General features: G+C 73.1%; 27 protein-coding genes and 1 tRNA gene. 22 read left to right on the top strand and 6 right to left on the bottom strand.

Annotated elements, in window-relative coordinates:
• Positions 1-39 precede the first annotated feature (39 nt).
• The 5 genes from ACQP1P_RS43630 (at position 40) to ACQP1P_RS43610 (ending at position 5,589) form a co-directional block, all read left to right on the top strand.
• Positions 40-1,410: a PLP-dependent aminotransferase family protein gene (locus tag ACQP1P_RS43630; protein WP_433080624.1), complete on the top strand. Its 1,371-nt coding sequence runs from the start codon at positions 40-42 to the stop codon at positions 1,408-1,410.
• A 46-nt stretch (positions 1,411-1,456) separates the two neighbouring features.
• Positions 1,457-3,058, top strand: coding sequence for a DUF885 domain-containing protein (locus ACQP1P_RS43625; RefSeq protein ID WP_433080622.1), 1,602 nt, complete (start codon positions 1,457-1,459; stop codon positions 3,056-3,058).
• Between the two features lie 95 nt (positions 3,059-3,153).
• On the top strand, positions 3,154-4,434 hold the full coding sequence (eno, locus tag ACQP1P_RS43620; RefSeq protein WP_433080620.1) for a phosphopyruvate hydratase: 1,281 nt from the start codon (positions 3,154-3,156) through the stop codon (positions 4,432-4,434).
• A gap of 79 nt (positions 4,435-4,513) precedes the next feature.
• Positions 4,514-5,065: an FtsB family cell division protein gene (locus tag ACQP1P_RS43615; protein ID WP_433080618.1), complete on the top strand. Its 552-nt coding sequence runs from the start codon at positions 4,514-4,516 to the stop codon at positions 5,063-5,065.
• Positions 5,062-5,589, top strand: a complete 528-nt coding sequence (locus ACQP1P_RS43610) for a DUF501 domain-containing protein (protein WP_433080616.1) — start codon at positions 5,062-5,064, stop codon at positions 5,587-5,589. The genes ACQP1P_RS43615 and ACQP1P_RS43610 overlap by 4 nt, the downstream gene beginning before the upstream one ends.
• Here ACQP1P_RS43610 and ACQP1P_RS43605 read toward each other — a convergent pair.
• Positions 5,566-6,516 (bottom strand): phosphotransferase, encoded by a 951-nt coding sequence (locus ACQP1P_RS43605; protein WP_433080614.1) that lies wholly within the window; start codon positions 6,514-6,516, stop codon positions 5,566-5,568. The genes ACQP1P_RS43610 and ACQP1P_RS43605 overlap by 24 nt on opposite strands.
• Positions 6,517-6,592: 76 nt before the next feature.
• Positions 6,593-7,078, bottom strand: a complete 486-nt coding sequence (locus ACQP1P_RS43600; protein WP_433080612.1) for a cellulose binding domain-containing protein — start codon at positions 7,076-7,078, stop codon at positions 6,593-6,595.
• A 24-nt stretch (positions 7,079-7,102) separates the two neighbouring features.
• Between ACQP1P_RS43600 and ACQP1P_RS43595 the strand changes: the two genes are divergently transcribed.
• Complete coding sequence (locus tag ACQP1P_RS43595; protein WP_433080610.1) at positions 7,103-7,606, top strand: amino-acid N-acetyltransferase; 504 nt, start codon at positions 7,103-7,105, stop codon at positions 7,604-7,606.
• 18 nt (positions 7,607-7,624) lie between these two features.
• Positions 7,625-8,527: an exopolyphosphatase gene (locus ACQP1P_RS43590; RefSeq protein WP_433090375.1), complete on the top strand. Its 903-nt coding sequence runs from the start codon at positions 7,625-7,627 to the stop codon at positions 8,525-8,527.
• 61 nt (positions 8,528-8,588) lie between these two features.
• On the opposite strand, the gene ACQP1P_RS43585 is transcribed toward ACQP1P_RS43590, so the two are convergent.
• A complete protein-coding gene (locus tag ACQP1P_RS43585) occupies positions 8,589-9,011 on the bottom strand; it encodes a hypothetical protein (protein ID WP_350611989.1) in 423 nt (140 codons plus the stop codon).
• A gap of 156 nt (positions 9,012-9,167) precedes the next feature.
• Between ACQP1P_RS43585 and ACQP1P_RS43580 the strand changes: the two genes are divergently transcribed.
• The 10 genes from ACQP1P_RS43580 (at position 9,168) to ACQP1P_RS43535 (ending at position 17,887) form a co-directional block, all read left to right on the top strand.
• On the top strand, positions 9,168-9,842 hold the full coding sequence (locus tag ACQP1P_RS43580; RefSeq protein WP_433080608.1) for an LppU/SCO3897 family protein: 675 nt from the start codon (positions 9,168-9,170) through the stop codon (positions 9,840-9,842).
• 121 nt (positions 9,843-9,963) lie between these two features.
• On the top strand, positions 9,964-10,290 hold the full coding sequence (locus ACQP1P_RS43575; RefSeq protein ID WP_433080606.1) for a PadR family transcriptional regulator: 327 nt from the start codon (positions 9,964-9,966) through the stop codon (positions 10,288-10,290).
• A gap of 174 nt (positions 10,291-10,464) precedes the next feature.
• Positions 10,465-11,421: an HAAS signaling domain-containing protein gene (locus ACQP1P_RS43570; protein ID WP_433080604.1), complete on the top strand. Its 957-nt coding sequence runs from the start codon at positions 10,465-10,467 to the stop codon at positions 11,419-11,421.
• 10 nt (positions 11,422-11,431) lie between these two features.
• Positions 11,432-12,124, top strand: coding sequence for a uracil-DNA glycosylase (locus ACQP1P_RS43565; RefSeq protein WP_433080602.1), 693 nt, complete (start codon positions 11,432-11,434; stop codon positions 12,122-12,124).
• 9 nt (positions 12,125-12,133) lie between these two features.
• A complete protein-coding gene (locus ACQP1P_RS43560) occupies positions 12,134-12,877 on the top strand; it encodes a DUF4129 domain-containing protein (protein WP_433080600.1) in 744 nt (247 codons plus the stop codon).
• Positions 12,867-13,532, top strand: a complete 666-nt coding sequence (locus ACQP1P_RS43555; RefSeq protein ID WP_433080598.1) for a hypothetical protein — start codon at positions 12,867-12,869, stop codon at positions 13,530-13,532. Before ACQP1P_RS43560 ends, ACQP1P_RS43555 begins: the two co-directional genes overlap by 11 nt.
• Positions 13,529-14,518: an AAA family ATPase gene (locus ACQP1P_RS43550; RefSeq protein ID WP_433080596.1), complete on the top strand. Its 990-nt coding sequence runs from the start codon at positions 13,529-13,531 to the stop codon at positions 14,516-14,518. The genes ACQP1P_RS43555 and ACQP1P_RS43550 overlap by 4 nt, the downstream gene beginning before the upstream one ends.
• 6 nt (positions 14,519-14,524) lie before the next feature.
• The gene (locus tag ACQP1P_RS43545; RefSeq protein WP_433080594.1) at positions 14,525-15,853 is read left to right on the top strand and encodes a DUF58 domain-containing protein; all 1,329 of its coding nucleotides are present in this window, start codon (positions 14,525-14,527) and stop codon (positions 15,851-15,853) included.
• On the top strand, positions 15,853-16,428 hold the full coding sequence (locus ACQP1P_RS43540; RefSeq protein WP_433080592.1) for a hypothetical protein: 576 nt from the start codon (positions 15,853-15,855) through the stop codon (positions 16,426-16,428). Before ACQP1P_RS43545 ends, ACQP1P_RS43540 begins: the two co-directional genes overlap by 1 nt.
• A 94-nt stretch (positions 16,429-16,522) precedes the next feature.
• Positions 16,523-17,887: an NAD(P)/FAD-dependent oxidoreductase gene (locus ACQP1P_RS43535; RefSeq protein WP_433080590.1), complete on the top strand. Its 1,365-nt coding sequence runs from the start codon at positions 16,523-16,525 to the stop codon at positions 17,885-17,887.
• Here the strand turns inward: ACQP1P_RS43535 and ACQP1P_RS43530 are convergent.
• Positions 17,884-19,542: a hypothetical protein gene (locus ACQP1P_RS43530; protein ID WP_433080588.1), complete on the bottom strand. Its 1,659-nt coding sequence runs from the start codon at positions 19,540-19,542 to the stop codon at positions 17,884-17,886. The two genes, ACQP1P_RS43535 and ACQP1P_RS43530, sit on opposite strands and share 4 nt — an antisense overlap.
• A 197-nt stretch (positions 19,543-19,739) precedes the next feature.
• Between ACQP1P_RS43530 and ACQP1P_RS43525 the strand changes: the two genes are divergently transcribed.
• The 3 genes from ACQP1P_RS43525 (at position 19,740) to ACQP1P_RS43515 (ending at position 21,082) form a co-directional block, all read left to right on the top strand.
• Positions 19,740-19,820, top strand: a tRNA-Leu gene (locus ACQP1P_RS43525).
• A 159-nt stretch (positions 19,821-19,979) separates the two neighbouring features.
• Positions 19,980-20,747 (top strand): Bax inhibitor-1/YccA family protein, encoded by a 768-nt coding sequence (locus ACQP1P_RS43520; RefSeq protein WP_433080586.1) that lies wholly within the window; start codon positions 19,980-19,982, stop codon positions 20,745-20,747.
• Positions 20,747-21,082: a hypothetical protein gene (locus ACQP1P_RS43515; protein ID WP_433080584.1), complete on the top strand. Its 336-nt coding sequence runs from the start codon at positions 20,747-20,749 to the stop codon at positions 21,080-21,082. The genes ACQP1P_RS43520 and ACQP1P_RS43515 overlap by 1 nt, the downstream gene beginning before the upstream one ends.
• A gap of 5 nt (positions 21,083-21,087) precedes the next feature.
• Here ACQP1P_RS43515 and ACQP1P_RS43510 read toward each other — a convergent pair whose 3' ends face one another.
• Together ACQP1P_RS43510 and ACQP1P_RS43505 are read right to left on the bottom strand one after the other, a co-directional pair.
• Positions 21,088-22,452 carry a cystathionine beta-synthase gene (locus ACQP1P_RS43510; protein WP_433080582.1) on the bottom strand — a complete coding sequence of 455 codons (1,365 nt, stop codon included), beginning with the start codon at positions 22,450-22,452 and terminating at the stop codon, positions 21,088-21,090.
• Positions 22,453-22,480: 28 nt separating this feature from the next.
• Positions 22,481-22,831, bottom strand: a complete 351-nt coding sequence (locus tag ACQP1P_RS43505) for a YkvA family protein (protein WP_433080580.1) — start codon at positions 22,829-22,831, stop codon at positions 22,481-22,483.
• Between the two features lie 276 nt (positions 22,832-23,107).
• Here ACQP1P_RS43505 and ACQP1P_RS43500 point away from each other — a divergent pair, with 276 nt between their 5' ends.
• The gene (locus ACQP1P_RS43500) at positions 23,108-23,521 is read left to right on the top strand and encodes a PPOX class F420-dependent oxidoreductase (protein WP_433080578.1); all 414 of its coding nucleotides are present in this window, start codon (positions 23,108-23,110) and stop codon (positions 23,519-23,521) included.
• Between the two features lie 72 nt (positions 23,522-23,593).
• Positions 23,594-24,712, top strand: a complete 1,119-nt coding sequence (locus tag ACQP1P_RS43495) for an SGNH/GDSL hydrolase family protein (RefSeq protein WP_433080576.1) — start codon at positions 23,594-23,596, stop codon at positions 24,710-24,712.
• Positions 24,713-24,751: the final 39 nt, after the last annotated feature.

Raw genomic sequence — 24,751 nt, 5'->3', positions numbered from 1 at the left:
CTACAGTGCCACCGAGGGACCGTTTCGGAGGGCCACTTCTTGTCGGTATGGGAGGCGTTGGTCGAGCTCGACCGCACCCGCCCACGGGTCGGCGAGCAGCTCGTCGTTGCCCTGCGCGAGGCGATCACGCGGGGCCGCCTCGCCCCCGGCACCCGGCTGCCCTCCACCCGCGACCTCGCCGCCGACCTGGGCGTGTCCCGCGGCCTGGTGGTCGGCGCCTACGAGCAGCTGGCCGCCGAGGGCCGCCTGGTCAGCCGGCGCGGCTCCGGCACCGTGGTGGCCGAGGTGGTCGCGGCCGCGCCCCGCCGCCGCGCCGACGTCGTCGAGCGGCGCGCCGCGGTCGCCCCGCTGCGCCCGGGCGTGCCGGACCTGGGCGCCTTCCCGCGCACGGCCTGGCGCCGCGCCTACGAGACCGCCCTGACCGGCGCGCTCGACGCGGACTTCGACTACGGTGACGCGACCGGCGTGCCCCGGCTGCGGGCCGAGCTGGCGGGCTACCTCGGCCGGGTCCGGGCGGCCCTCGTGCCCGCCGACGGGCTGATCGTCACCGCGGGCGTCACGCAGGGCCTGGCGCTGCTGGCCCGGGTGCTGCTAACCCGCGGGGTCAGGCGGATCGCGCTGGAGGACCCGGGCCCGGCCGCGCTGCGCGAGCACCTGGCCCGGCTCGGCCTCGACGTGCTCGCCGTGCCGGTGGACGCCGACGGCCTCGACGTCGCCGCCCTGGCCCGCACCCGCGTCCGCGCGGTGGTGCTGACCCCGGCCCACCAGTTCCCGACCGGCGTGGTCCTCGCCCCCGGCCGGCGGGCCGAGGTGATCGCCTGGGCGCGCCGCGTGGACGGGCTCGTGGTGGAGGACGACTACGACGCCGAGTACCGCTACGACCGCGAGCCCGTGGCCTGCCTGCAGGGCCTGGCCCCGGACCGGGTGGCCCTCGTCGGCTCGGTGAGCAAGGTCCTCGCGCCCGGCCTGCGGCTGGGCTGGCTGGCCGCGCCGCCGCAGTGGCTGCCCGACCTGTGCGCGGCCAAGCACGACGCCGACAACGGCGGCCCGGCCCTGCAGCAGCTCGCCTTCGCCGAGTTCCTGGCCGGCGGCGGCTACGACCGGCACCTGCGCCGCGCCCGCCGCCTGCACCGCGAGCGCCGCGACGCCGTGGTCGCGGCCGTGCGCCGGCACCTGCCGCGCGCCCGCATCGGCGGTATCGCGGCGGGCCTGCACCTGGTCGTGGAGCTGCCGCCGGGCGTCGACGACCGCGCCGTGGCCGAACGCGCGGCCGCCGCCGGCCTGGGCCCGCTGGCGCTGTCGACGCTGCGGGTGCGCAAGGGCGGGCCGGGCGGGCTGGTGCTGGGCTACGCCGCGCACACGCCGCACGAGCTGGCGGCCGCGGTGCGCAAACTCGCCACGCTCGTGTGACCTCGGGGGGTGAGCGCCGGCCTCGCGCACCGGATACGGTCGGGGGATGTCCCAGCACTTTGTTCCGTTGGCCGAGCACATCGCGGACGCGTTGCTCGAGTGTGCGCCCGCGCTGGCCGCCGGCGCCGGGGATCACCGCTTCGACAACCGGCTGCCCGACTACTCCGCCGAGGGGGTGGCCGGCGACGTCGACATGCTGCGCGACGCCTCCGCCGCGCTGAGCCAGATCGACGTCGACGAGCTCGACCGGCAGGACCAGGTCGACCACGCCGTGCTGCTGGCCCGGGTGGAGCGGATGCTGTTCGAGCGCACCGAGATCCGCGAGCACGAGTGGAACCCGCTCGTGCACAACCCCGGCACCCTGCTGCACGGGCTGATCTCGCGCCCCTTCGCCCCGGCCGAGCAGCGGCTGATGTCGCTCGCCGCGCGGCTGAGCGCGATCCCCGACGCCCTGGCCACCGCCCGCGAGGTGCTCGGCGAGTCGCCCCGCGTGCACGTCGAGACGGCGATCGGGCAGTTCGCGGGCACCGCCCGGCTGGTGCGCGAGGAGCTCGGCGAGCTGCTCAAGGAGGAGCCCGGCCTGGCCGAGGTGATCGCGCCGGCCCAGGAGCGCGCCGCGACCGAGCTGGACGCCTTCGCCGACTGGCTGCGCGGCCGCCTCGACTCGAGCGACCGCGACCCCCGCCTGGGCCGCCGGCTGTGGGAGGCGCGGCTCTGGCACACGCTGGACACGGAGCTGGGCGCCCGCGCGGTGCTGGAGCGGGCCGAGGCGAACCTGGACCGGGTGACCGAGGAGCTGCGGGAGGTCGCGGCCGAGCTGACCGGCGACCGGGACATCCGCGCGGCCCTGGCCCGGGCCGCGGCCGACGTGCCGGACGACGACACCATCGTGGAGCTGGCCAAGGTCTCGCTGGACGAGGCGACCGCCTTCGTGCGCGAGCACGACCTGATCACCCTCATCGACGACCCCCTGGTGATCATGGAGATGCCCGAGTTCGCGCGCGGCGTGGCCGTGGCCTACTGCGACCCGCCGGGTCTGCTGGAGCCCGCGGAGCTGCCGACGTTCTTCTGCATCTCGCCGACGCCGGCCGACTGGTCGAGCGAGCGGGTGGCGTCGTTCTACCGCGAGTACAACCGCCACATGCTGCGCGACCTGACCGTCCACGAGGCGACGCCGGGCCACTTCCTGCAGCTGGCCCACGCCCGCCGCTTCCGCGGCCGGACCCGGGCCCGGGCGATCGGCTGGAGCGGCCCGTTCGTGGAGGGCTGGGCGGTCTACGCCGAGGAGCTCATGGCCGAGCGGGGCTTCGGCGGCCTGCCGGTGCGCCTGCAGCAGCTGAAGATGCAGCTGCGCATGAGCATCAATGCCATCATCGACCAGCGCGTGCACTGCGACGGCATGGGCGAGGCCGACGCGATGGCGCTGATGATGGAGCGCGGCTTCCAGGAGGAGGGCGAGGCGGCCGGCAAGTGGCGCCGCGCCCTGCTGAGCTCCACCCAGCTGTCGACGTATTTCGTGGGCTACACCGAGGTCCGGCAGATCGCCGATGAACGCCCGGCGAACGTCACCCTCCGCGACTGGCACGACCGGATGCTCGCGCACGGTTCCCCGCCCCCGCGCCACCTGCGCACGCTGCTGGATCTGTAACCCGAGCGGCGGGCGAGATCCCGCCGGGGGATAGGCTCAGGGGTGCCGCACCGTGGCGGCCGACCACAATTTTTTCGGCAAGGAGTGACACGACAGTGGCCACTATCGAAGCAATCGGCGCGCGGGAGATCCTCGACTCGCGGGGCAACCCGACGGTCGAGGTCGAGGTCGTCCTCGACGACGGCACCCTGGCCCGGGCGGCGGTTCCCTCGGGCGCCTCGACCGGCGCGTTCGAGGCCAACGAGCTGCGCGACGGCGACAGCAAGCGTTACCTCGGCAAGGGCGTCGAGAAGGCGGTGGAGAACGTCAACGAGCGCATCGCCGAGGCCGTGCGCGGCTTCGACGCCACCGAGCAGCGCCTCGTCGACCAGGCCATGCTCGACCTCGACGGCACCCCGGAGAAGTCGGAGCTGGGCGCGAACGCGATCCTCGGCGTGTCGCTCGCGGTGGCCAAGGCCGCGGCCGACTCGGCCGGGCTGAGCCTGTTCAAATACCTCGGCGGCCCGAACGCGCACCTGCTGCCGGTGCCGATGATGAACATCCTCAACGGTGGCTCCCACGCCGACTCCAACGTCGACGTGCAGGAGTTCATGATCGCGCCGGTCGGTGCCCCGACCTTCCGCGAGGCCCTGCGCACCGGCGCCGAGGTCTACCACACGCTCAAGTCGGTGCTGAAGAAGAAGGGCCTGTCGACGGGCCTCGGCGACGAGGGCGGCTTCGCGCCCAACCTGCCGACCAACGCGGCCGCGCTCGACCTGATCGCCGAGGCCGTGGAGAAGGCCGGCTTCTCGCTGGGCAGCGACATCGTGCTCGCGCTCGACGTGGCCGCGACCGAGTTCTTCAAGGACGGCGCCTACACGTTCGAGGGCGCCGGCAAGTCGTCCGACGAGATGATCGCGTACTACACCCAGCTCGTCGACGCCTACCCGATCGTGTCCATCGAGGACCCGCTGTCGGAGGAGGACTGGGACGGCTGGAAGGCGATGACCGACGCGCTCGGCTCCCGGATCCAGATCGTCGGCGACGACCTGTTCGTCACCAACCCGCAGCGCATCGCCCGGGGCATCGCCACCGACACCGCGAACGCGGTGCTGGTGAAGGTGAACCAGATCGGCTCGCTCACCGAGACGCTCGACGCCGTGGACCTCGCGCACCGCGCGGGCTTCCGCACGATGATGAGCCACCGCTCGGGTGAGACCGAGGACACCACGATCGCCGACCTCGCCGTCGCCGTGGGCAGCGGCCAGATCAAGACCGGCGCGCCGGCCCGCTCCGAGCGGGTCGCCAAGTACAACCAGCTGCTGCGCATCGAGGACGAGCTCGACGACGCGGCGCGCTACGCCGGCCGGGGCGCCTTCCCGCGCTACCGTGCATAAATCGTTCTGATCGGCCCGCGACCCCGATCCGCCTCGGGCGGACCGGGGTCACGGGCCGCACGGAGCTGGGGAGGAGCACATGCAGCAGCGCACCAGGCCGGGCGGGCGCGGCATCGGCCCCCGCGGCTCGGCCCCTCGCGGGCAGGGCGATCGCCGGGGCACGCAGCGGGCCGGCCGGGCGCCCTCGCGGCCGATGGTCGCGCGCCGGGCCGTGGCCACCGGCGCCGGGGCGGCGCTGCGCACCCGGGCCCCGCAGCCGCGCCGGTTCACCAGCCGCGCGGTCGTGCTGAGCCTGGTGCTGCTCGTGCTGCTGCTCGCCTACGCCTACCCGGTGCGGGTCTACCTCGCCCAGCAGGCCGAGATCGAGGCGCTGGAGGAGAGCCAGCAGCGCCAGACCGTCAAGGTCGCCGAGATGCAGGCGCGCGCGAAGAAGTGGGACGACCCCGAATACGTGATCTCCCAGGCCCGTCAGCGGCTGCACATGGTGCTGCCCGGCGAGAAGCCCTACGTGGTCGTCGACCCGGCGAACAACCAGGCCACCGACCCCGCCGAGCTGCCGGGCGCGCCGAAGCCGCCCCGGCCCTGGTACGGCAAACTCTGGTCGAGCGTCGAGGCGGCGGACAAACAGTGAGCGAATCGGACGCGTTCAGCGCGCCGGCCACCGAGAAGGATCTCGCCGTGGTCGCGCGGCAGCTCGGGCGCACGCCCCGGGGCACCCGCGCGGTCGCCCACCGCTGCCCCTGCGGCCTGCCCGACGTCGTCGAGACCACCCCGCGGCTGCCCGACGGCACGCCGTTCCCGACGCTGTTCTACCTGACCTGTTCCCGGGCCGTGCACGAGTGCAGCCGGCTCGAGTCGGCGGGCCTGATGCGCGAGATGGGCGCCCGGCTCGCCGAGGACCCCGACCTCGCCGCCCGGTATCAGGCCGCCCACGAGGACTACCTGCGCCGCCGCGAGGCGGTCGGGCACGTGGCCGAGATCGACGGCGTCTCCGCGGGTGGCATGCCGACCCGCGTGAAGTGCCTGCACGTCCACCTCGGGCACGCCCTGGCGGTCGGGCCGGGCGTGAACCCGTTCGGCGACGAGACCGTGCAGCTGGCCGGCGAGTGGTGGGCGCAGGGGCCCTGCGTGTCACTCGATGCTGGTGACGACTGAGCGCAGGATCTCGTAGCCCTCGGCGTCGTCCTGGGTGCCGGTGTGCGGCCGGCGGAAGCGGCGCACCTCGACCGCGATGTCCGACAGCGCCCACCGCAGCTGGAACAGCATGATCGTGGACGGGCGGACGAGCACGCCGGTGGCCTCGGCGTAGGCGGCGAAGATCGACCCGTCGCCGGGCTCGATCAGCCACAGGTCGCGCTCCGGCGGGGAGACCAGCACCGTGTCCCAGTCGATGAGCCGCCACCCGGTCGGCGTGCGCATGGTGTTGCCCGAGTGCGGCTCGCCGTGGGTGAGCACCGCCCGCACCGGCTCGGCCCGGCTCTGCAGCACGAGCTCGTCGTAGCGGGCCAGCACCCGCTGCAGCGGCCGGCGGTGCGCCTCGAGCAGGTCGGCCGCGGGCACCGCGTAGGGGCCGCAGGCGGCCTCGTCGCCGGGCCGGCGCAGGGCGGCCTCGACCTCGTCGCGGTGCGGGACCGCGAAGTCGTCCACGCGCGCGTGGCGGCGGGCGATGGGCGGGGCGGTGTGCAGCCGGATGATCATGTCGAGGGTGGCCCGGCGGTGGGTGGGGCCGGTGAACGCGTTCCACTCGAAGCTGGCCCCCTCGACGAACGGGTACAGCGCGATCGTGAACGGCCCCTGGTGCACCGTGACGGCGCCGTCCAGCGCGGGGGCCGGCGCGACGACGAAGGAGTGCCCGGTGGCGTGCAGATCGGCGGCGACCCGCAGGGAGGCGTCGAGCTTCGCCGGGTCGGCCGGCTCGTCCACGGTGACGAACCAGCGGAAGCCGGCGGTGTCGGTGAGCTCCCAGTGGTGGCTGCCGAAGCCGACGGCCCGATAGCTCAGCGACTTGACCGGAATGCCCCACTCCTTGGTCAGCACCGCCCCGAGGGCGTCCTCGGGGAGTCCGGCCGGTGGGGTCAGCACCCAAAGAAGGTACGTCAGACTTCACCCGAGAGCGGGACCGGAGCCCGTTCGCGGCCCAACAGTCGGATTGTTGACGCTAGCAGGGTGAGCCATTGACGGAACAGCTTGTCGGTGGTCCGGCTGGTCCCTTGGCCTCGAATCCCATCCGGATCGCCCCGCCGGCCTCCAGGTAGGTGTTGTACGCCTGCGAGCGCAGCACCAGCTGTCCCGGCCCGAGCTCGGCGGTGGCGCCCCAGGTCGAGGTGACATCGACGTCCTTGGGCAGCTCCAGCCGCACGATCCAGCCCATGAGTGGCTGGCTGCCCAGGTTGGTGACGGTGACCTCGGCGTTGAAGCCGTCCTTCCACTTGCTGCGCACCGCATACGCCGCCTTGATCGATCCGGGGGCGGCGGAGGCGGGGGCGCTCGGCCGGGGCGGCTGGGTCGTGCCGGCCACGTGGGCCATCGGCGGGCGCTCGGCGGGCGCGTCCTTGGTCACGTACAGGACCGTCATGGTGCCGGCCACCACCGTCATGAGGGCAGTGGTGACCATCAGCACCCGATCGCGTGTCAGGAGCCACATCCGCGCGCCACTACCCTTACGCCCATGGAGGTAACCGTCCGGCGGGCCCGAACCGCCGACGTGCGGGGGATTCGGCGACTGGTCGCGATGTACGTCGCGGACCGGCGCCTGCTCTCCAAGCCCACCGTCGCGCTCTACGAGGCCGTGCCGGAGTTCTGGGTCGCCGAGCGGACGAGCGACGGCGCGATCGTCGGCTGTGGCGCTCTGCACGTGATGTGGGAGGACCTCGCCGAGGTCCGCACCGTCGCCGTCGACCCGCTCCTGCGCGGGCACAAGATCGGCCACCGGATCGTCGCCGAGCTGCTCGAGGCGGCGCGCCAGATCGGCGTGCGCCGGGTCTTCGTGCTGACCTTCGAGACCCGCTTCTTCGCCTCGTTCGGCTTCGTGCCGATCGACGGCACCCCGGTCACCCACCAGATCTACGAGGAGCTGCTGCGCTCCTACGACGAGGGTGTCGCGGAGTTCCTCGACCTGGAGCGGGTCAAGCCCAACACCCTCGGCAACCATCGGATGCTGCTGCATTTGTAGGCTTCCGGTGTGAAGCGCGTGGCAGCCATCGACTGCGGGACCAACTCGGTCCGACTCCTCATCGCCGACGTCTCCGGGGACTCGGAGATCTCGGACGTGACCCGGCAGATGCGCATCGTCCGGCTGGGCGAGGGCGTGGACCGGACCGGGCGGCTGTCGGAGGCCGCGATCGAGCGCACACGGCTGGCCCTGGTCGACTACGCCGCGGACATCGCCGGGGCCGGGGTCGACGCGGCCCGGATGGTGGCGACCAGCGCCTCCCGGGACGCCGGGAACGCGGCCGACTTCCGCGCGATGGTGCTCGACACGCTCGGCTTCCCGCCCGAGGTGATCACCGGCGACGAGGAGGCGCGGCTGTCCTTCTCCGGCGCCGTGCGCGGGCTCACCGCCGAGGCGCCCTACCTCGTGGTGGACATCGGCGGGGGCTCGACCGAGTTCGTGGTGGGGGAGCGCGACGTCGAGGCGGCCATCAGCGTCGACATCGGCTGTGTGCGGATGACCGAGCGGCACCTGCGCGCCGACCCGCCGGCCCCGGAGCAGATCGCGGCGGCCGAGGCGGACATCGAGGCCGCGGTGGACCGGGCCCTGGCCGCGGTCGACGGTGCCCGGGCGCGCACGCTGGTCGGGCTGGCCGGCTCGGTGACGACGGTGGCGGCGCTGGCGCTCGGGCTGGGGGAGTACGACCCGAAGCGCATCCACCGCGCGCGGATCTCCGCCGCCGACGTGGCCAAGGTGACCGCCGGGCTGCTGGGCCAGTCCGCCGCCCAGCGCCTCGAGCACCCCGTCATGCACCCCGGCCGCGCCGACGTGATCGGCGCGGGGGCGCTCATCCTGCGGGTGATCGTCGATCGGGTGGGAGTCGACTCGGTGATCGCCTCCGAGTCGGACATTCTCGACGGAATCGCCCTGTCGCTCGCGTAAGTTCCTCAGGTCTGCCCTGTCGGATTTGTGTCAGAGCAGCTCAGGTGCCGTGCACGGAGCGTCACCCGGTCCGGCGGACCTCGGCTCGGGACTGCTCGCGGGGCTCGGCGTCGTCGCGGGACCACCACCAGCCGTACGTGAGCACGCCGTCACTCGGCATGGTGACGATGATCTTCGCCAGGAGGGCGCCCTCGTAGGCGTTGAACACCCCCGGCTCGCTCTGCACGAATCTGGTCACACCCGGCAGTTCCAGGCACGTGACGTGCAGTTCCAGCCGGCCGGCCTCACTCGCGGTGAGGATCGTGTGCTCGACGTGCTGCAGGCCCTTGCTGTCGCTGACGGCCTCGTAGTCCAGCGTGATGGCGTTGCCCCGCACCACCGAGGTCACCTTGATCCGGGCGACGAAGGGTCCGGACTCCAGCCCGTCCCCGCGGCCTCGGTAGACACCGGGCGCCGCGGCGAGCCGTTTCAACAGATCGGTCACGGCGCACACCGTAATACGAGCACGCTCGGTGCTGCGCGCATTGGCCCTCTACCGATATCGTGAGCCGTCTCCAGCGCGTAAGAGGTCGGTTTTCCAAGCTCAACCGTCATTTTGCCCGTTAGGGTGATCTTTGCGGCATACCCCGGAAGGAAACGCATGTCTGATCAGTACCCGCCGCCCGGCAGCTACCCGCCACCCGGTGGCGGGGGTTACCCGCCGCCCGGCGGTGACCAGCCGCCGTACGGGCAGTCGTCCGGCGCCCCCTACGGCCAGCCCGCCTCGGGCGCCCCGTACGGTCAGCCCGCCTCGGGCGCCCCGTACGACCAGTCCTACGGCCAGCCGCCGGCGTCGGGCTCGCCGTACGACCAGCCGCCGGCCTACGGTGCCCCGGCCGCGCCCGGTGGCGCGCCGTTCGGTGCCCCGCCGCCGCCGAAGAAGAGCAGCGCCGGCAAGATCATTCTGATCATCGTCGGTGTCATTCTGGTGCTCGCGCTCGTCTGCTGCGGCGGCATCTTCTTCTTCGCCCGCAGCACCTGGAACGACATCGTCGACAGCGTCAACTCGGACCCGTCCAACGCCAAGGTGGGCGACTGCCTGGCCGGCGACTCGATCACCGACAGCACGTCGAAGAACGTCAGTGTGAAGATCGTCAAGTGTGACGACGCGACCGCGAAGTACAAGGTCGTCGGCATCAAGAACGGCGTGTCGCAGACCGAGTCCCTGCAGGACGAGGCCACCGTCTGCAACGCGTACTCCGACGCGAAGTACGTGCTGTGGCAGGGCACCGACGTCAGCAGCGGCGACGCCCTCTGCCTCGACGACGCCAAGTAAGGCGCAGCAAGAACCGGTAAGGCCTTCGCAGGGCGGTCCGCATCAGTCGCGGGCCGCCTTTTTGCGCGGCTCGGTCCTACGCGCTTGATACTACTGTGCATTGCGTACTACTCTGCTTGCCGTGGACACCACCCAGCTGCTCAAGGGGGTGCTCGACCTCGCCGTTCTCGCCGTGCTGCGCGACGAGGACGGCTACGGGTACGACATCCTGCGCCGGCTGCGCTCGGCCGGCCTCGACGAGGTCGGCGACGCGTCGGTCTACGGCACGCTCCGCCGCCTCTTCCAGGCCGGCGCGCTGACCACCTACGTGGTGCCCAGCGAGGCGGGGCCGCATCGCAAGTACTACGCGCTCAACGCCGCCGGCCGGGCCCAGCTCGCCCAGTCCGGCAAGGTCTGGGCGGGCTTCGCGCAGACCATGGACCGGCTCATCGGGGAGGAGGCGGCATGAGCGGTACGCAGCGAAGCGGAGTGGCCGCTCATCAGGAGGATCAGGTCCTGTCATGCCGGCGCCGGAGCGAAGCGGAGGTGGCGGCATGAGCGGTACGCAGCGAAGCGGAGTGGCCGCTCATCAGGAGGATCAGGTCCTGTCATGCCGGCGCCGGAGCGAAGCGGAGGTGGCGGCATGACCGCGCCGAGCAGCAGCAGCCTGGAGATCGACTACTACCTCGAACGGGTCGGGGAGGCGCTGGCCGACCTGCCGCAGGAGGTGCGCGACGACCTCATGGAGGACCTGCCCGCGCACTTCGCCGAGGTCCTCGAGGAGCAGGGCGGGCCGCTGGTCGAGCGGCTCGGCCCGCCCGCCGCCTACGCCGCCGAGCTGCGCGCCGCGGCCGGCATCGAGGCCGGGGGTCGCAACGCCGGCGCCGCCCGGATCGACCTGGAGCGGCTGCGCGGCCGGCTGCGGATCGTGGACGAGCGCGGCGGGCGGCTCATCGGTTACGAGCACGCCACCGACTTCCTGCGCCTGCTGCGCCCGGCCTGGTGGGTCGCGCGCGGGGTCGCCATCGTGGTGCTGATCTTCGCGATGGACATCCTGCCGGCCGACCGCATCGACGACCCGCTCGGCTGGGTGCTCATGGCCGCGGCCGCGATCGTCTCGGTGCGGCTGGGAGCCCTCGGCCGCCCGCGCATGCACCGCTTCGTCGGCTACGGGATCACCGCCCTCGGGGTGATCGGCGTGCTGGTCATCGCCGTGAACCTGGAGCGGCTCGGGGGCTCGCACACCTACCTGCCGCAGTCCTCGTACAACCCGTACGAGGGGGTCGTGGACGTGTACCCGGTGGACCAGGACGGGCGGCCGCTGCAGAACGTCACGCTGTACGACCAGAACGGCAACCCGATCTCGTTGGGCGACGCCTGGCGCTGCTACTCCGGCCAGGGGCCCGAGCCGCGGGCGACCCCCGCCTACCCGCTGTGCCCGCTGGGCCGCACCGCCCCGTCGGAGGGCGCTGCACCGCGGCCCACCGCCACCCCGACCCCGACGACGACGCCGGCCGCGACCCCGGCGCCGACCCCGACGCCGACGACGAGCGCGAGTGCGGACCCGAGCCCGAGCGGGAGCCCGTCGGCGTCCGGCTAACGTCGGAGCTGTGGAAGACGCGCTCGACCGGCTCGATCAGGAGATCTCCGAGTGCCGCCGCTGCCCCCGGCTGGTGGCGTGGCGGGAGGAGGTCGCCACCGTCAAGCGCGCGGCCTTCCGTGACCAGGAGTACTGGGGGCGTCCGGTGCCGGGCTTCGGCTCGCACCGGGCGCCCATCGCCATCCTCGGGCTCGCCCCCGCCGCGCACGGCGGCAACCGCACCGGCCGGATCTTCACCGGCGACCGCTCCGGCGACGTGCTCTTCGCGGCGCTGCACCGCGCGGGCCTGGCCAACCAGCCCACCAGCACCGCCCGCGACGACGGGCTCACGCTGACCGGCCTGCGCATCTTCTCCGCCGTGCGCTGCGCCCCGCCGGACAACAAGCCCACCCCGGCCGAGCGCGACACCTGCGCGCCCTTCCTGCATCGCGAGATGCGCGAGATCGCCCCTGACCTGCGCGTGGTGATCGCCCTCGGCGCATTCGCGTGGGCCGCCTTCTGGCCTGCGCTGCGGGCCGTCTACGGTGTAGCACCGGCAAGGAAGGTACCGTTCGGCCACGGGACCCTGTGGCAGGCCGAACGCGCCCCGGCGTTGCTCGGTTGTTACCACGTGAGCCAGCAGAACACCTTTACCGGTCGGCTCACGCCAGGAATGCTGGACGAGATTCTCGCCCGGGCGAAGCAGCTCGCCGGGCCGGCTTAGAGCGACGGGATGCTGGTGGAGGCTCGGGACCGCACCTTCAGCCGATGGTGGCCGGTGCTGGGTGTCATCGCCGTGCTCATCATCGGCGGGCTGGCGTCGTCCATGTCCACGCTGGAGATCAACAACGTGCCGGTGGCGACGCCGGCGGTGGACCAGCCGAGCCCGACCGTCGTGGCCACGAGCGAGCAGCAGGAGGCCGAGCCGCCGCCCGACCCCGGGCGCGACGAGGACCTCGAGATCCCGGACTGGGTGCTGACCGGCGCCACCGGGCTGTGCGGGCTGCTCGTCCTGGTTCTGGTCGGCAGCCTGGTGTACTACCTGCTGACCAACCGCACCGCCAAGCCCAGACCACGGGTCTTCGTCGAGCCCGAGGCGCCCCGCCCGATGACCGCGGGCGCGGCCGAGGAGGTCATGGCCGCCGTCGAGGCGGGCATCGTCGAGCTCAGCGACACCGACACCGACCCCCGCCGGGCCGTGATCGCCTGCTGGGTGCGCCTGGAGCGCGCCGCCGCGGCCGCCGGCACCCCGCGCCTGGTCGGCGACAGCCCGACCGAGCTCGTCACCCGCCTGCTCTCGGCCCATCGGGTGAGCCGCACCACGCTCGAGGGCCTCGCCGAGGTGTACCGCGAGGCCCGCTACGCCACCCACCCGATCGGCGAGCGCTCCCGCCAGGACGCGATCGGTGCCCTGCGGCAGATCCGCGCCGAGCTCGCCGGCGTCGGCGCGCGTGGAGGTGAGCCCGGTGCCCCGTGACGAGCAGGTGGTCGGCCTCGACGAGCTCTTCGACGGCGGCCCCGCGGTCCCGCGCCGCGAGCAGGCGCCGCGCCCGTCCCGCCGCCCGTCGCGCCCGTTCGACTGGCGCTGGTGGGTGCGCCGGCTGTTCGTCGCCGTCGCGCTGACCACGGTCGGCGGCGGCATCCTGTACTTCGTCGGCTACACCCTGCAGTACGCGCTCGTGCTGCTCGTCATCGTCGCCATCCAGGTGATCTGGGAGATGCTGCAGCAGGTCCGCGCCGACGAGCTGCCCGCCACCCTGACCGGCGCCGGCCTGGAGCCGGTCGCCCGGCCGCGGGCGGGGCGGCGTCCGGAACGGGCGCCGGGGCGGCGCGACCTGCGCGACGCGATCCCGTCCGGCGACGGCATCCTGCTGGCCGTGGCCAAGTGGGACGACCGGTTCGTGTGGGGCGAGCGCGACCCGAACCGCTTCGCGGCGGTCGTCGTGCCCCGCTTCACCGACCTGGTCGACGCGCGGCTGCGCCAGCGCCACGGCATCACCCTGGCCGGCCAGCCGGAGCAGGCGCGCCGGCTCGTCGGCGAGGAGCTCTGGCAGCTACTGCACTACACACCGTCCCGCGTGCCCAGCCCGCAGGACATAGCATCGATCGTCGCAAAGGTGGAGGCGCTATGAAGACGCTCGCACCGGCCGAGGTGGGCCGGATCGCCAAGGTGGTCCTGGACCAGGTCGGCACGGTGGTCGTCGGCAAGCGCGACTCGCTGGAGCTGGTCCTCGCCGGGATCCTGGCCGGCGGCCACGTGCTGCTGGAGGACCTGCCCGGCCTGGGCAAGACGCTGACCGCGCGCTCGTTCGCCCAGGCGCTCGGCATCGGCTTCCGCCGCCTGCAGTTCACGCCCGACCTGCTGCCCGCCGACGTCACCGGCTCGTTCCTCTACGACCAGCGCAACCACGAGTTCTCGTTCCGGGCCGGGCCGGTCTTCACCAACCTGCTGCTCGCCGACGAGATCAACCGCACGCCCCCGAAGACCCAGTCCGCGCTGCTGGAGGCGATGCAGGAGCGGCAGGTCTCCGTCGAGGGCGCCACCTACCGCCTCGACGCGCCGTTCCACGTGCTCGCCACCGCGAACCCGATCGAGTACGAGGGCACCTACCCCCTGCCCGAGGCCCAGCTCGACCGGTTCCTGCTGCGGGTGTCGTTCGGCTACCCGGAGGCCGACGAGGAGTGGGACGTGCTGCGGCGGCGGATGTCGCGGCGGCAGGAGGAGGCGATCCTCGAGCCGGTCGTCGACTCCGAGACGCTGCTGGCCATGCAGGCGGCGCTCGAGGACGTCATGGTGGAGGACTCGATCGGGCGGTACATCGTCGCCCTGACCGCCGCCACCCGCGTGCACCCGCACGTGCTGGTCGGCGCGTCGCCCCGCGGCTCCCTCGCGCTGCTGCTGCTGTCCCGCGCGTCGGCGGCGCTGAGCGGCCGGGACTACGTGGTGCCCGAGGACGTCAAGGCGGTCGCCATCCCGGCCCTGGCCCACCGCATCTCGCTGCGCCCGGAGATGTGGCTCAAGCGCATCGACCCGCGCTCCGTGGTCACCGAGGTGCTGGCCCAGACGCCGGCCCCGGCCAGCGGGGCGCTGCCGTCCTACGGCGGTCGCCGTGGCTGAGGTCCGATGAGCGAGCGGGGGGCACCCCGGTCCCACGCGCGGGCGTTCGAGCCGACCCGCGCCCTGGGCCGGGCCGTGCTGGTCACCGGGGCGCTCGTGCTCATCGCCGTGCTCACCGGCCGCTTCGACCTGGTGGTCATCGCCGCGCCGTTCGCCATCGGCACCGCGGTGTCGCTGGTGCGCCGCCCGCGCCGCGGCCCCACCGTCGAGGCCGTCGCGGCCGAGCCGTTCCTGGTCGAGGGGGCCGACCTCGGCGTCTCGATCAACGTCGGCAACCCGAACCCGGCCGGCTTCGACCTGGTCGTGGTCCGCTCGGTGGTCCCGCGCTGGGTCCGGCTCAAGCACAGCGACCGCCCCTACGCGGTCACCGTCGACGCCGGGACGATCTCCGGCGTCGACCTCGAGGGCCGGGTGCTGCGCTGGGGCCGCCACCCGCTCGGCCCGGTGACCGCGCACGCCGTCGCCTCCGACGGGCTGCTCGTCGGCCGCGCGGTGCAGACGCCGCCGCTGCCGCTCAAGGCGTACCCGGCGACCGAGCACTTCGACGCGGCCGAGGCGATGCCCCGCGCGGCCGGGCACGTCGGCGGCCACCGCTCCCGCCGGCCCGGCGAGGGCGGCGAGCTCGCGGGCGTGCGCCGCTTCGGCCCCGGCGACCGCCTGCGCCGCATCGACTGGCGGGTGTCGCTGCGCACCCGCGAGATCCACGTCGTGAGCACCCTGTCCGACCGCGATGCCGAGGTCGTCGTGCTGCTCGACGCGCTGCACGAGGCCGGGCGCTCCGGCGGCATCGACGGGCGCGCCTCCGTGCTCGACATCACCGTGCGCGCCGCGGCCGGCATCGCCGAGCACTACCTGCACCGGGGCGACCGGGTGGCGCTGCTGCAGTACGGCGGGACCGTCCGGCACCTGCGCGCGGCCAGCGGCCGGCGGCACTACATGACCGCGCTGGAGTTCCTGCTCGACGTCGCCGCCGGCGAGCAGGCCGACGAGCCGCCGCCGTCGTCGTTCGGCCCGCACATGATCCAGGGCAACGCGCTGGTGATGGTGCTCACCCCGCTGCTGGACGTGCGCAGCGCGGCGATGCTGGCCAACCTGGCCCGCGCCGGAAGGTTCGTGGTGGCCGTGGACACGCTGGCGGATCCGGTACTGCGCCTGCGCGCCACCGGCAAGTGGGGCGACGTCGCCCAGCGCATGTGGCGCCTGGAGCGCGAGGCCATCATCGGCCAGCTGCGGGAGCACGGCGTGCCGGTCGTCGCCTGGGGCGGGGCCGGCAGCCTCGACGAGGTGCTGCAGGGGGTCGCCCGCGTGGCGGTCGGGCGGACGGTGACGGCGTAATGCTGGACGAGCTGGCGGAGTACTTCTCCGGACGCATCGGCCGCCTGCGGGACAAGGTCGAGCGGGCCGCGGCCGGGCCGTTGCTGGTCCGAGGCGCGATCGTGCTCTTCGCGGCGCTGAGCCTGGTGCTCGCGTTCCCGGCCGAGGTCATGCGCAACGTGGCCGCCATCGTGCTGGCCGCCATCGTGGCGCTGCTGCCCGCGACGTTCCCGCGCTCGCGCCTGCCCGGACTCGCGGTCTTCGCGTGCGCGCTCGGCTGGGTGCTGGGGCCGCTGGTGTACGGCGAGAGCGTCTCCGTCCCCCGGCTCATCGGGCTCTCGACGGCGCTGTACCTCATGCACTCCATGGCCGCCCTGGCCGCGGTGCTGCCGTACGACGCCGTGGTCTCCCCGGGCGTGATCAGCGGCTGGCTGCTGCGGGCCGGCGCGGTGGTGGCCGTGAGCGCGGTGGTCAGCGTCGCGATGCTGTTCCTCGTCCGGGCGACGATCGGCCCCGTGTTCCTCGTCGCGTCGCTCGTGGGGGTCGCCGCGGCCGGCGTCCTGGCCTATCTCGTGGCCCGCCGGGTGTCCGGCTGACCCCCTGTGGCCCTGGTTACAGCCCTGGTAACGAGGGTTACATGTGTCCGGCCTGCGGCAGTGCACAGCGACGGTCGTCCCTAGCGTTGAACCCGTGGCTGCGAAGCGAATCCTGATCGTCGGGGCCGGGCACGTCGGGCTCTATGCCGCCCTGCGCCTGTCCAAGAAGCTCCACCGGCACGAGGCTGAGGTCACCGTCGTCGACCCCCAGCCCCACATGACCTACCAGCCGTTCCTGCCGGAGTCGGCGGCCGGCAACATCTCGCCCCGGCACAGCGTCGTCCCGCTGCGCCGCGAGCTCAAGGACTGTCACGTGCTGTCCGGCACGGTCACCAGCATCGAGCACGCGCGGAAGGTCGCGATCGTCCAGCCGATCATCGGCCCGGCGCGCGAGGTGCCCTACGACCACATCGTCGTCGCGCCCGGCTCGGTCTCGCGCACCCTGCCGATCCCCGGTCTGCGCGAGCAGGCGGTCGGCTTCAAGACCATCGGCGAGGCCGTGTTCCTGCGCAACAGCGTGCTGGACCGGCTCGACGTCGCCGCGACCACCGACGACGAGGCCACGCGGCGCCGCGCGCTCGCGTTCGTCTTCGTCGGCGGCGGCTACGCGGGCGTCGAGGCGCTGGCCGAGATGGAGGACATGGTCCGGGGCGCGCTGCGGTACTACCCGGAGATCCCCCGCGACGAGGTCCGCTTCGTGCTCGTGGAGGCGGCCAACCGCATCCTGCCCGAGGTCGGCGCGGAGATGGGGGCCTACACCGCGGTACAGCTGACGCGGCGCGGCATCGACATCCGCCTCGGCACGCGGCTGGAGTCGTGCGTCGACGGCCTCGTGAAGCTCTCCGACGGCGACGCCTTCGAGGCCGACACGATCGTGTGGACCGCGGGCGTCAAGCCGCACCCGATGCTCGAGGACACCGACCTGCCGAGGAGCCCTCGCGGCGCGATCACCTGCAAGCCGACGCTGCAGGTCGTCGACGCCGAGGGCAACGTGGTCGAGGGCGCGTGGAGCGCCGGCGACTGCGCCGCGGTGCCGGACCTCACCGCCGAGGAGCCGGGCGCGCTGTGCTCGCCCAGCGCCCAGCACGCGGTGCGGCAGGCATCCCGGCTCGCCGACAACATCGCGGCCGTGGTGCGGGGCCGGGCGCCCGCCGACTACCGGCACCGGCACGTGGGCTCGGTCGCCGGGCTCGGGCTCTACAAGGGGGCCGCGCGGGTGTACGGCATCAAGGTCCGAGGCGTCCCGGCGTGGTTCATGCACCGGACGTACCACCTCAGCCGCATCCCCACCCTGAACCGCAAGATCCGGGTGCTCGTGGACTGGACCCTGCAGCTCGTGCTGCGGCGCGAGGTCGTCGCGCTCGGCTCCCTGCACGAGCCGCGCGAGGCCTTCACCGAGGTCGCGGTCCCGATCCCGCTGCCCGTGCGGGGTCAGACCGGCGAGAAGAAGGCGGCCTAGCTCCGGGCTCGCCAGACCCACACGTCGGCGACGCGTTCGCCGGGGCCGAGCAGGGCGTCGAGGGTGCTCCTGAGCGCCGCGGCGCCCCGCTGGCCGTCGGCGAGCACGAAGCACGACGCGTGCCAGTAGGCGACGTCCCGGCGCAGGTCGATGTGATCCTGGTCGGTGAGCACCGGCGGGCTGTCGTCGGCCGCCGCCCGGCGCAGCAGCTGCGACGTCGGCCGGGGGAAGACGCCCACGGCCGAGCCGCCGCCGTCGCCGTACGGGCCGATGAACCAGCCCTGCGGGGTCGCGAACGACACCCCGGTGGCCGCGGCCCAGCGCATCGCCTGCGGGTCGTTCCAGTCGGGCAGCGGCACCGGGACGATCGTGCCGTCGCGGGGGGCGCAGCCGCGCCAGTACCCCTCGGTGAAGAACTTCGGCACCGGGGCGCGCTCGGCGGTGGGCAGCGGCATCGGGGCCAGCGGCACGAGCGCGGCCACCACCGCGACCGGCACGAGCAGCCTGAGCGTCTCGGTCTGGGTCAGCGCGGCGTGTACCACGCTTGCGAGCACGAATCCGAGCAGCGGGACGGCGGCCAGCGCGAAGCGGGTCGGCAGCACCCACTCCACGATCGGGGCGTGGGCGATCAGGGAGTACGGCGCCCACTGCTCGGTGCGCTCGTGCCCGACGACCACGTGCGGGCCGAGCGCGAGCGCGCACAGCACGATCGACACCACCGCGCACGCCACGACGGCCGGGCGGCGCCACATCCACAGCGTCGCGCCCAGGACCACGATGAGCACGGGGGCGCCGAAGAAGGCGGTGTACTCCGCCGGCCCGCTCGCCAGCCGCGCCGCGCCGTCGCCGCCGGCCAGCGACAGCGGGGAGATGGCCGCGAAGCTCTTGAGGTCGGCCGAGTAGAGCTCCGGCTCGAACACGCCGCCGTGCGCGCTCTGCGGTCCGCGGAACTGCAGCCAGATCGGGTACGCGAGCGCGACCAGGGCGACGGCCGCGGCGACGCCGAGCCCGATGCCCAGCGACGGCACTACGTGCCTCGGGATCGGCCGGGTGGTCGCGGCGAACGCGAGGCAGAACAGCGTGAGGGTGATGGCGGCCAGGAGCAGTACCTCCTCGCCGAGGAAGAACTGCGCGACGACCAGCCCGCCCAGCAGCAGCCCGAGCCGGACACTGCGCTGCCCCTTGGCGAGGCTGAACACGCACCAGGCGATCGCGGGCACCAGCCACGCCGCGGTCATGTGCAGGTGGCCGTTGGACTGGCTCACCATGCCCGGCGCGAAGCCGCAGAAGGCGCCGCCGACGAGTGCGGCCAGGCGGTGCAGGCCGGCGGTGCGGGCGAGGAGGAGGTACCACCCGGCGCCGTTGGCCGCGAGGTTGAACCCGGTCACGACCGCGAACGTCACCGGCGCCCCGAACGCGAGGGTCAGCGGGGCGAAGAGCACGCCGAGCCCGACGAGCGAGGCGTTGCCGAGCACGTTGATGCCCTCGGGCGCGTTGAGCGCACCGGTCACGAAGTGCAGGTCGCCGCGATAGGCTCGGGTGGCGTAGGCGAGAAACCACTCGTCGAGGGCCTGGTCATCGGCGTTCAGCGCCAGGCCGCGACCCGCTGGATCGGCCCAGAGGCCCCGCGTCAGCAGGGCGGCCGCGAGCACCATGAGGGCGCATGCGGCAAGGTCGCTAATCCATAAGCGGCGAATGCGCAATGGCTGCGCGGCCGGTGTTTCATGGTCAACCGGCGCAGTGCCCGCCTCGTCGGTCTGTGGGGCGCTGGTCACCCGGACGACAGTAACGGCCAACCCCTTGTCGGTGTTGGGGGTTCGTCGGACGGGCTACCGTGAGATCGCGTTTCTACGCCCGGGTGGTGGAACGGCAGACACGGCCGCCTTAAAAGCGGCTGCCGCGAGGCGTGCGGGTTCGAACCCCGCCCCGGGCACCGAGTTTGCTGGCCGACACTCCCCACAAATCCCCCGAATTCCCACGAATTCCGTCGTTATTCGCGACCGTAACGTCGGGCTGTATGGTGCTCGTTTCGCGCGGGCGGGTTCGCGGTACCCTGGGCTTACACGTGAATGAGAGCCCATGGAGGCCGATCGTGCAGAGTTCGAACCCGGTGCTCACCCGCCTTGGCGAGGCGGCGCGGGCTTCCCGTTACGAGACCGCGTATCCGGGCGCGCCGACGCGCGCCATGACCATGGACGACGTCGTCGTCCGGACCGTCGCCCTGCTCGCCATCACCGGCGTGGTCGGGGCCGGCGCCTGGATCCTGTTGCCGGCCAGCAGCCCGGTGACCCTCTTCGCGGCCTTCATGTCCGGCATCGCCGGGCTCGTGCTGGGCCTCGTCATCTCGTTCCGCCGGGTCACCAGCCCCGCGGTGATCATCCCCTACGCGGCGCTGCAGGGCGTCGCGCTCGGCGTCATCAGCCGCGCGTTCGAGAGCTGGTTCTCGGGCATCGTGCTGCAGGCGGTCGTCGGCACGTTCGGCATCTTCGCCGTGATGGCGGTGCTCTACAAGCTCAAGGTGCTGCGCGCGACGCCGCGCTTCACCAAGTTCGTCATCGGCGCCCTCATCGGCGTCGTGGTCCTGTCCCTCGCCAACTGGCTGTTCTACCTGTTCGGCGTGAACCTGGGCCTGCGTGAGTACACGATGAACGGCCAGGTCAGCTGGCTGCCGATCGTCTTCAGCCTGGTGATCATCGGCGTCGCCGCGCTGACCTTCATCCTGGACTTCGACGCGATCGAGCAGGGCGCCCGCTACGGGATGCCGGAGAAGTACGCCTGGTACTGCGCGTTCGGCATCCTCGTGGGCCTCATCTTCCTGTACTACGAGATCCTGCGCATGCTGAGCTACCTGCGCCGCTGATGACGAACGACGACCAGCTCGACACCGCGGTGCGCAAGCTGGTCGGCCAGGTCTCACACTGGACGCCGCCCCGATGGGCGGCGTCCAGTCCGTCGGGCTCCGGGCTGTCGGGGCCGAGCCGGGCCGACCTGATGCACGACCTGGTGCAGTGGATGGCCGACCGGTGCGCGGAGGCGGAGGGCCGGCCGCCGCTGCCCGTGCCGCGGCTCGACAACGACCTGGCCCTGCCGGACCAGCTGCAGGTGGTCGCGGCCGACCTGCGCCGCTTCGCCCCGCTCTCGGTGCGGCAGGACGCCGCGGCCCGCATCGCGGCGGTCCGCGGCGCCTTCGCCTAGACGACTCAGGTCAGGTGGGCGAGCAGGTCCTGGCGGGTGATGACGCCGGCCGGCTTGCCGTCGATGAGCACCACCGCGGCGTCGGCCTTCTCCAGCAGCGCGACCGCCTCGCTCACGGGCTGGCCGCCGCCGATCATCGGCAGCGGGTCGCCCATGTGCCGCTCGACCATGTCGTGCAGGTGGGCGTGGCCCGAGAAGAGCGCGTCCAGCAGGTCCCGCTCGGCGATCGAGCCCGCGACCTCGCCGGTGACGACGGGCGGCTCGGCCTTGAGCACCGGCAGCTGCGAGACGCCGTATTCACGCATGTAGTCGATCGCGTCGCGGACGGTCTCGTTGGGGTGCACGTGCACCATGCCGGGCACCCGGCCGTCCTTGCCGACGAGGACGTCGGCGACCGTCGGGGTCTGCTCGGCGGTGCGCAGGAAGCCGTACCGGGCCATCCAGTCGTCATTGAAGATCTTGGAGAGGTAGCCGCGGCCCCCGTCGGGCAGCAGCACCACGACCACGTCGTCCGGGCCGGCCTCGCGGGCGACCTTCAGCGCGGCGGCCACGGCCATGCCGCAGGAGCCGCCGACGAGCAGGCCCTCCTCGCGGGCCAGGCGGCGGGTCAGCTCGAACGAGTCCTTGTCCGACACCTCGACGATCTCGTCGCAGATGGTGCGGTCGTAGGTCGTCGGCCAGAAGTCCTCGCCGACCCCCTCGACGAGGTAGGGCCGGCCGGTGCCGCCCGAATACACCGAGCCCTCGGGATCGGCCCCGACGACGCGCACGCGGCCCCCGGAGGCCTCCTTCAGGTAGCGCCCGGCGCCGGAGATCGTGCCGCCGGTGCCGACGCCCGCCACGAAGTGGGTGACGCGGCCCTCGGTCTGCTCCCAGATCTCGGGGCCGGTGGTCTCGTAGTGCGAGCGGGGGTTGGCCGGGTTCGCGTACTGATCGGGCTTCCAGGCGCCGGGGATCTCCCGGGCCAGCCGGTCGGAGACGTTGTAGTAGGACCGGGGGTCCTCGGGGGCGACGGCGGTGGGGCAGACCACGACCTCGGCTCCGTAGGCCCGCAGGACGTTCTGCTTGTCCTCGCTCACCTTGTCGGGGCAGACGAAGACGCAGCGATACCCCTTGAGCTGGGCCACCAGCGCGAGCCCGACGCCGGTGTTGCCGGACGTGGGCTCGACGATCGTCCCGCCCGGCCCGAGCAGCCCGGCCTTCTCGGCCTCCTCGACCATCCGCAGCGCGATGCGGTCCTTCACGCTGCCGCCGGGATTGAGGTATTCGACCTTGGCCAGGACGGTGGCGGAGATGCCGGCGGTGACGTTGCGGAGCCGGACCAGGGGCGTGTTGCCCACCAACTCGACGACGTTGTCGTAGTAGCGCACGCCGCCAGCCTATCCGGCCTGCCCGAGACTACTTGACGACGTGTCCGGGAATGATGTTCTCCCGTTGCCGCTCCCACTCCAGGAAGCGCTCGAGCTCGTCCATCAGGGCGCCGGCGAAGTACCCGGCCACGGCCAGGTCGTCGACGAGCCCGAAGACGAGCAGGAACGCCTCCGGCACGGCGTCGATGGGGGAGACGATGTACGCCCCGGCGACGGCCAGCATCGCCAGGCGCGTGCCGCCGTCGTACTGCCCCTTCATCGTCGCCTTGATCATGCGCGGGATCGCTCCGAGCCGGCGGCCGATTCCGGGGGTGTCGGAGCGGAAGACGCGTGCGAGCGCCGTCCACGCCATCCGCCGTCGCAGCGCGCTGTCCGCCATGGTGACCACCCTCTCTGCCTTGCTTCGAATGTAACGGTGCTCGTCACCATGTGCCGGAGTCACTGTCGGCTCCCGGACCGGTTCGTCCGAGCGGAGCGGGTGCTTCGTTCGCGGCGGCATCGTCCGCTCCGCCCGCTTTGTCCCGGCGGCGGGCAGCCGCTCTCCCGGCCAAACGGCTGCCCGCCGCGCGCGGCGGGTGCTTCGTCCCCGCGAAGCGGCCGGGGCGGTGTGCTGCGGTGCGGGCGGCCACGAGCCGGACTGAGGGACAATGGCGACATGGATCTCGATGAGGCTCGTGCCGTTCTGGCGGACCAGCATCAGGCCGTGCTCGCCACCCGCCGGGCCGACGGCGGGGTGCAGATGTCGCCGGTCGTCGTCGCGGTGGACGCCGAGGGCCGCGTGGTGATCAGTAGCCGCGAGCCCGCCTACAAGGTGCGCAACCTGCGGCGGGACCCGCGCGCGGCGGTGTGCGTGCTGCCCGACGGGTTCTACGGCCGGTGGATCCAGGTCGAGGGTGAAGCTGAAATCATTTCGCCCCCGCAGAGCGTTGAAGGTTTGGTCGACTACTACCGCCGGGCATCCGGACGGGAACACGACAACTGGGATGAATATCGCGCCGCAATGGTTGCGGAACAACGGGTGCTGATTCGGATCACCCTGCTCCGAGCGGGGCCGGACCGGTCCGGATGAGCGACGGTTACTTGGAGGGCGGGGGTTAGCCTCGGGGGCCGCAGGGATCTCGGGGATGGAAAGGCGGGGGCGGTGAAGCTGCAGTCGGAGCGGGTGAAGCGGATAGCCACGGCGGCGGTGGTCGGTGGTGGTGGCGTAGCCGGGGCGGGCGCGCTGTTCTACGGGTTGGTGCTGGGCCAGGCGCTGCTGGCGCGCAAGACGATTCCCCAGGTGGTGAGCCCCCCGCCGCGGGCCAACGGGCTCTACGGCACCCAGTTCGAGGGGCCGCCGGTGCGCCTGGTGGTGCTGGGGGACTCCTCCGCCGCCGGGTACGGTGCGCTGAGCCCCAGCGAGACGTTCGCCGCCGCGGTGGCGGCCGGCCTGGCCGAGCAGTTGCGACGGCCGGTCTGGATGCGCTGCCTGGCCGTCGTCGGGGCCGAGTCCAAGGGCCTCCCGCCGCAGGTGGAGGTGGCCCTGCGCCAGCACCCGGACGTCGCCGTCATCTGCATCGGCGGCAACGACGTGACCCACCGCGTGCGCATCCCGACCGCCGTGCGGCACCTGGTGCGCGCGGTGCGCATGATGCGTGAGGCGGGCGTCGAGGTCGTCGTAGGCACCTGCCCCGACCTGGGCACCATCCGGCCCATCCAGCCCCCGCTGCGCTGGCTGGCGCGGCGCTGGAGCCGGCAGATGGCCACCGCGCAGACGATCGCGGTCGTCGAGGCCGGCGGCCGGACGGTCTCGCTGGGCGACCTGCTCGGCGAGCTCTTCTACGCCGAGCCCGACCGGATGTTCAGCCTCGACCGGTTCCACCCGTCCGGCGCCGGATACCTGGCCGCCGCCCAGGCCGTCCTGCCCACCGTCGTCGCCGCGCTCACCGAGCCGGCCCCGGTCGCGGGCGCCATCGGGGCCCCGGCTCAGGCGCTGGCGGCCGGCGAGGGCGTGCGGTCGCTGCCGCAGGCCGCGGTGGAGGCCGTGCACCGGCCGGGCACCGAGGTCAGCGCGGCCCAGGTGGCCGGGCGCGACCGGGGTCCCGCGGGCCGCTGGGCCCAGCTGCGCCGGCGGGTCTGGCACCGGCTCCCGCAGCAGGCCGACCGCACCCCGGACCAGGCCACGGACCGGGCCCCGGACCAGGCCATGGACCGCACCATGCACCAAGCCACGGACCGGGTGACTGACCGAGCGACCGACCGGGCTTCGGAGCCGGCGTGAGCCAGGTGGACCGGCGACCGGGACCGGCGCGGACAGTCG

The organism is Dactylosporangium sp. CA-052675 (genome assembly GCF_050947935.1).
GTDB lineage: Bacteria > Actinomycetota > Actinomycetes > Mycobacteriales > Micromonosporaceae > Dactylosporangium.
The sequence above is the reverse complement of the archived record's forward strand: the minus strand, read 5'-3'. Positions and strand labels throughout refer to the sequence as shown.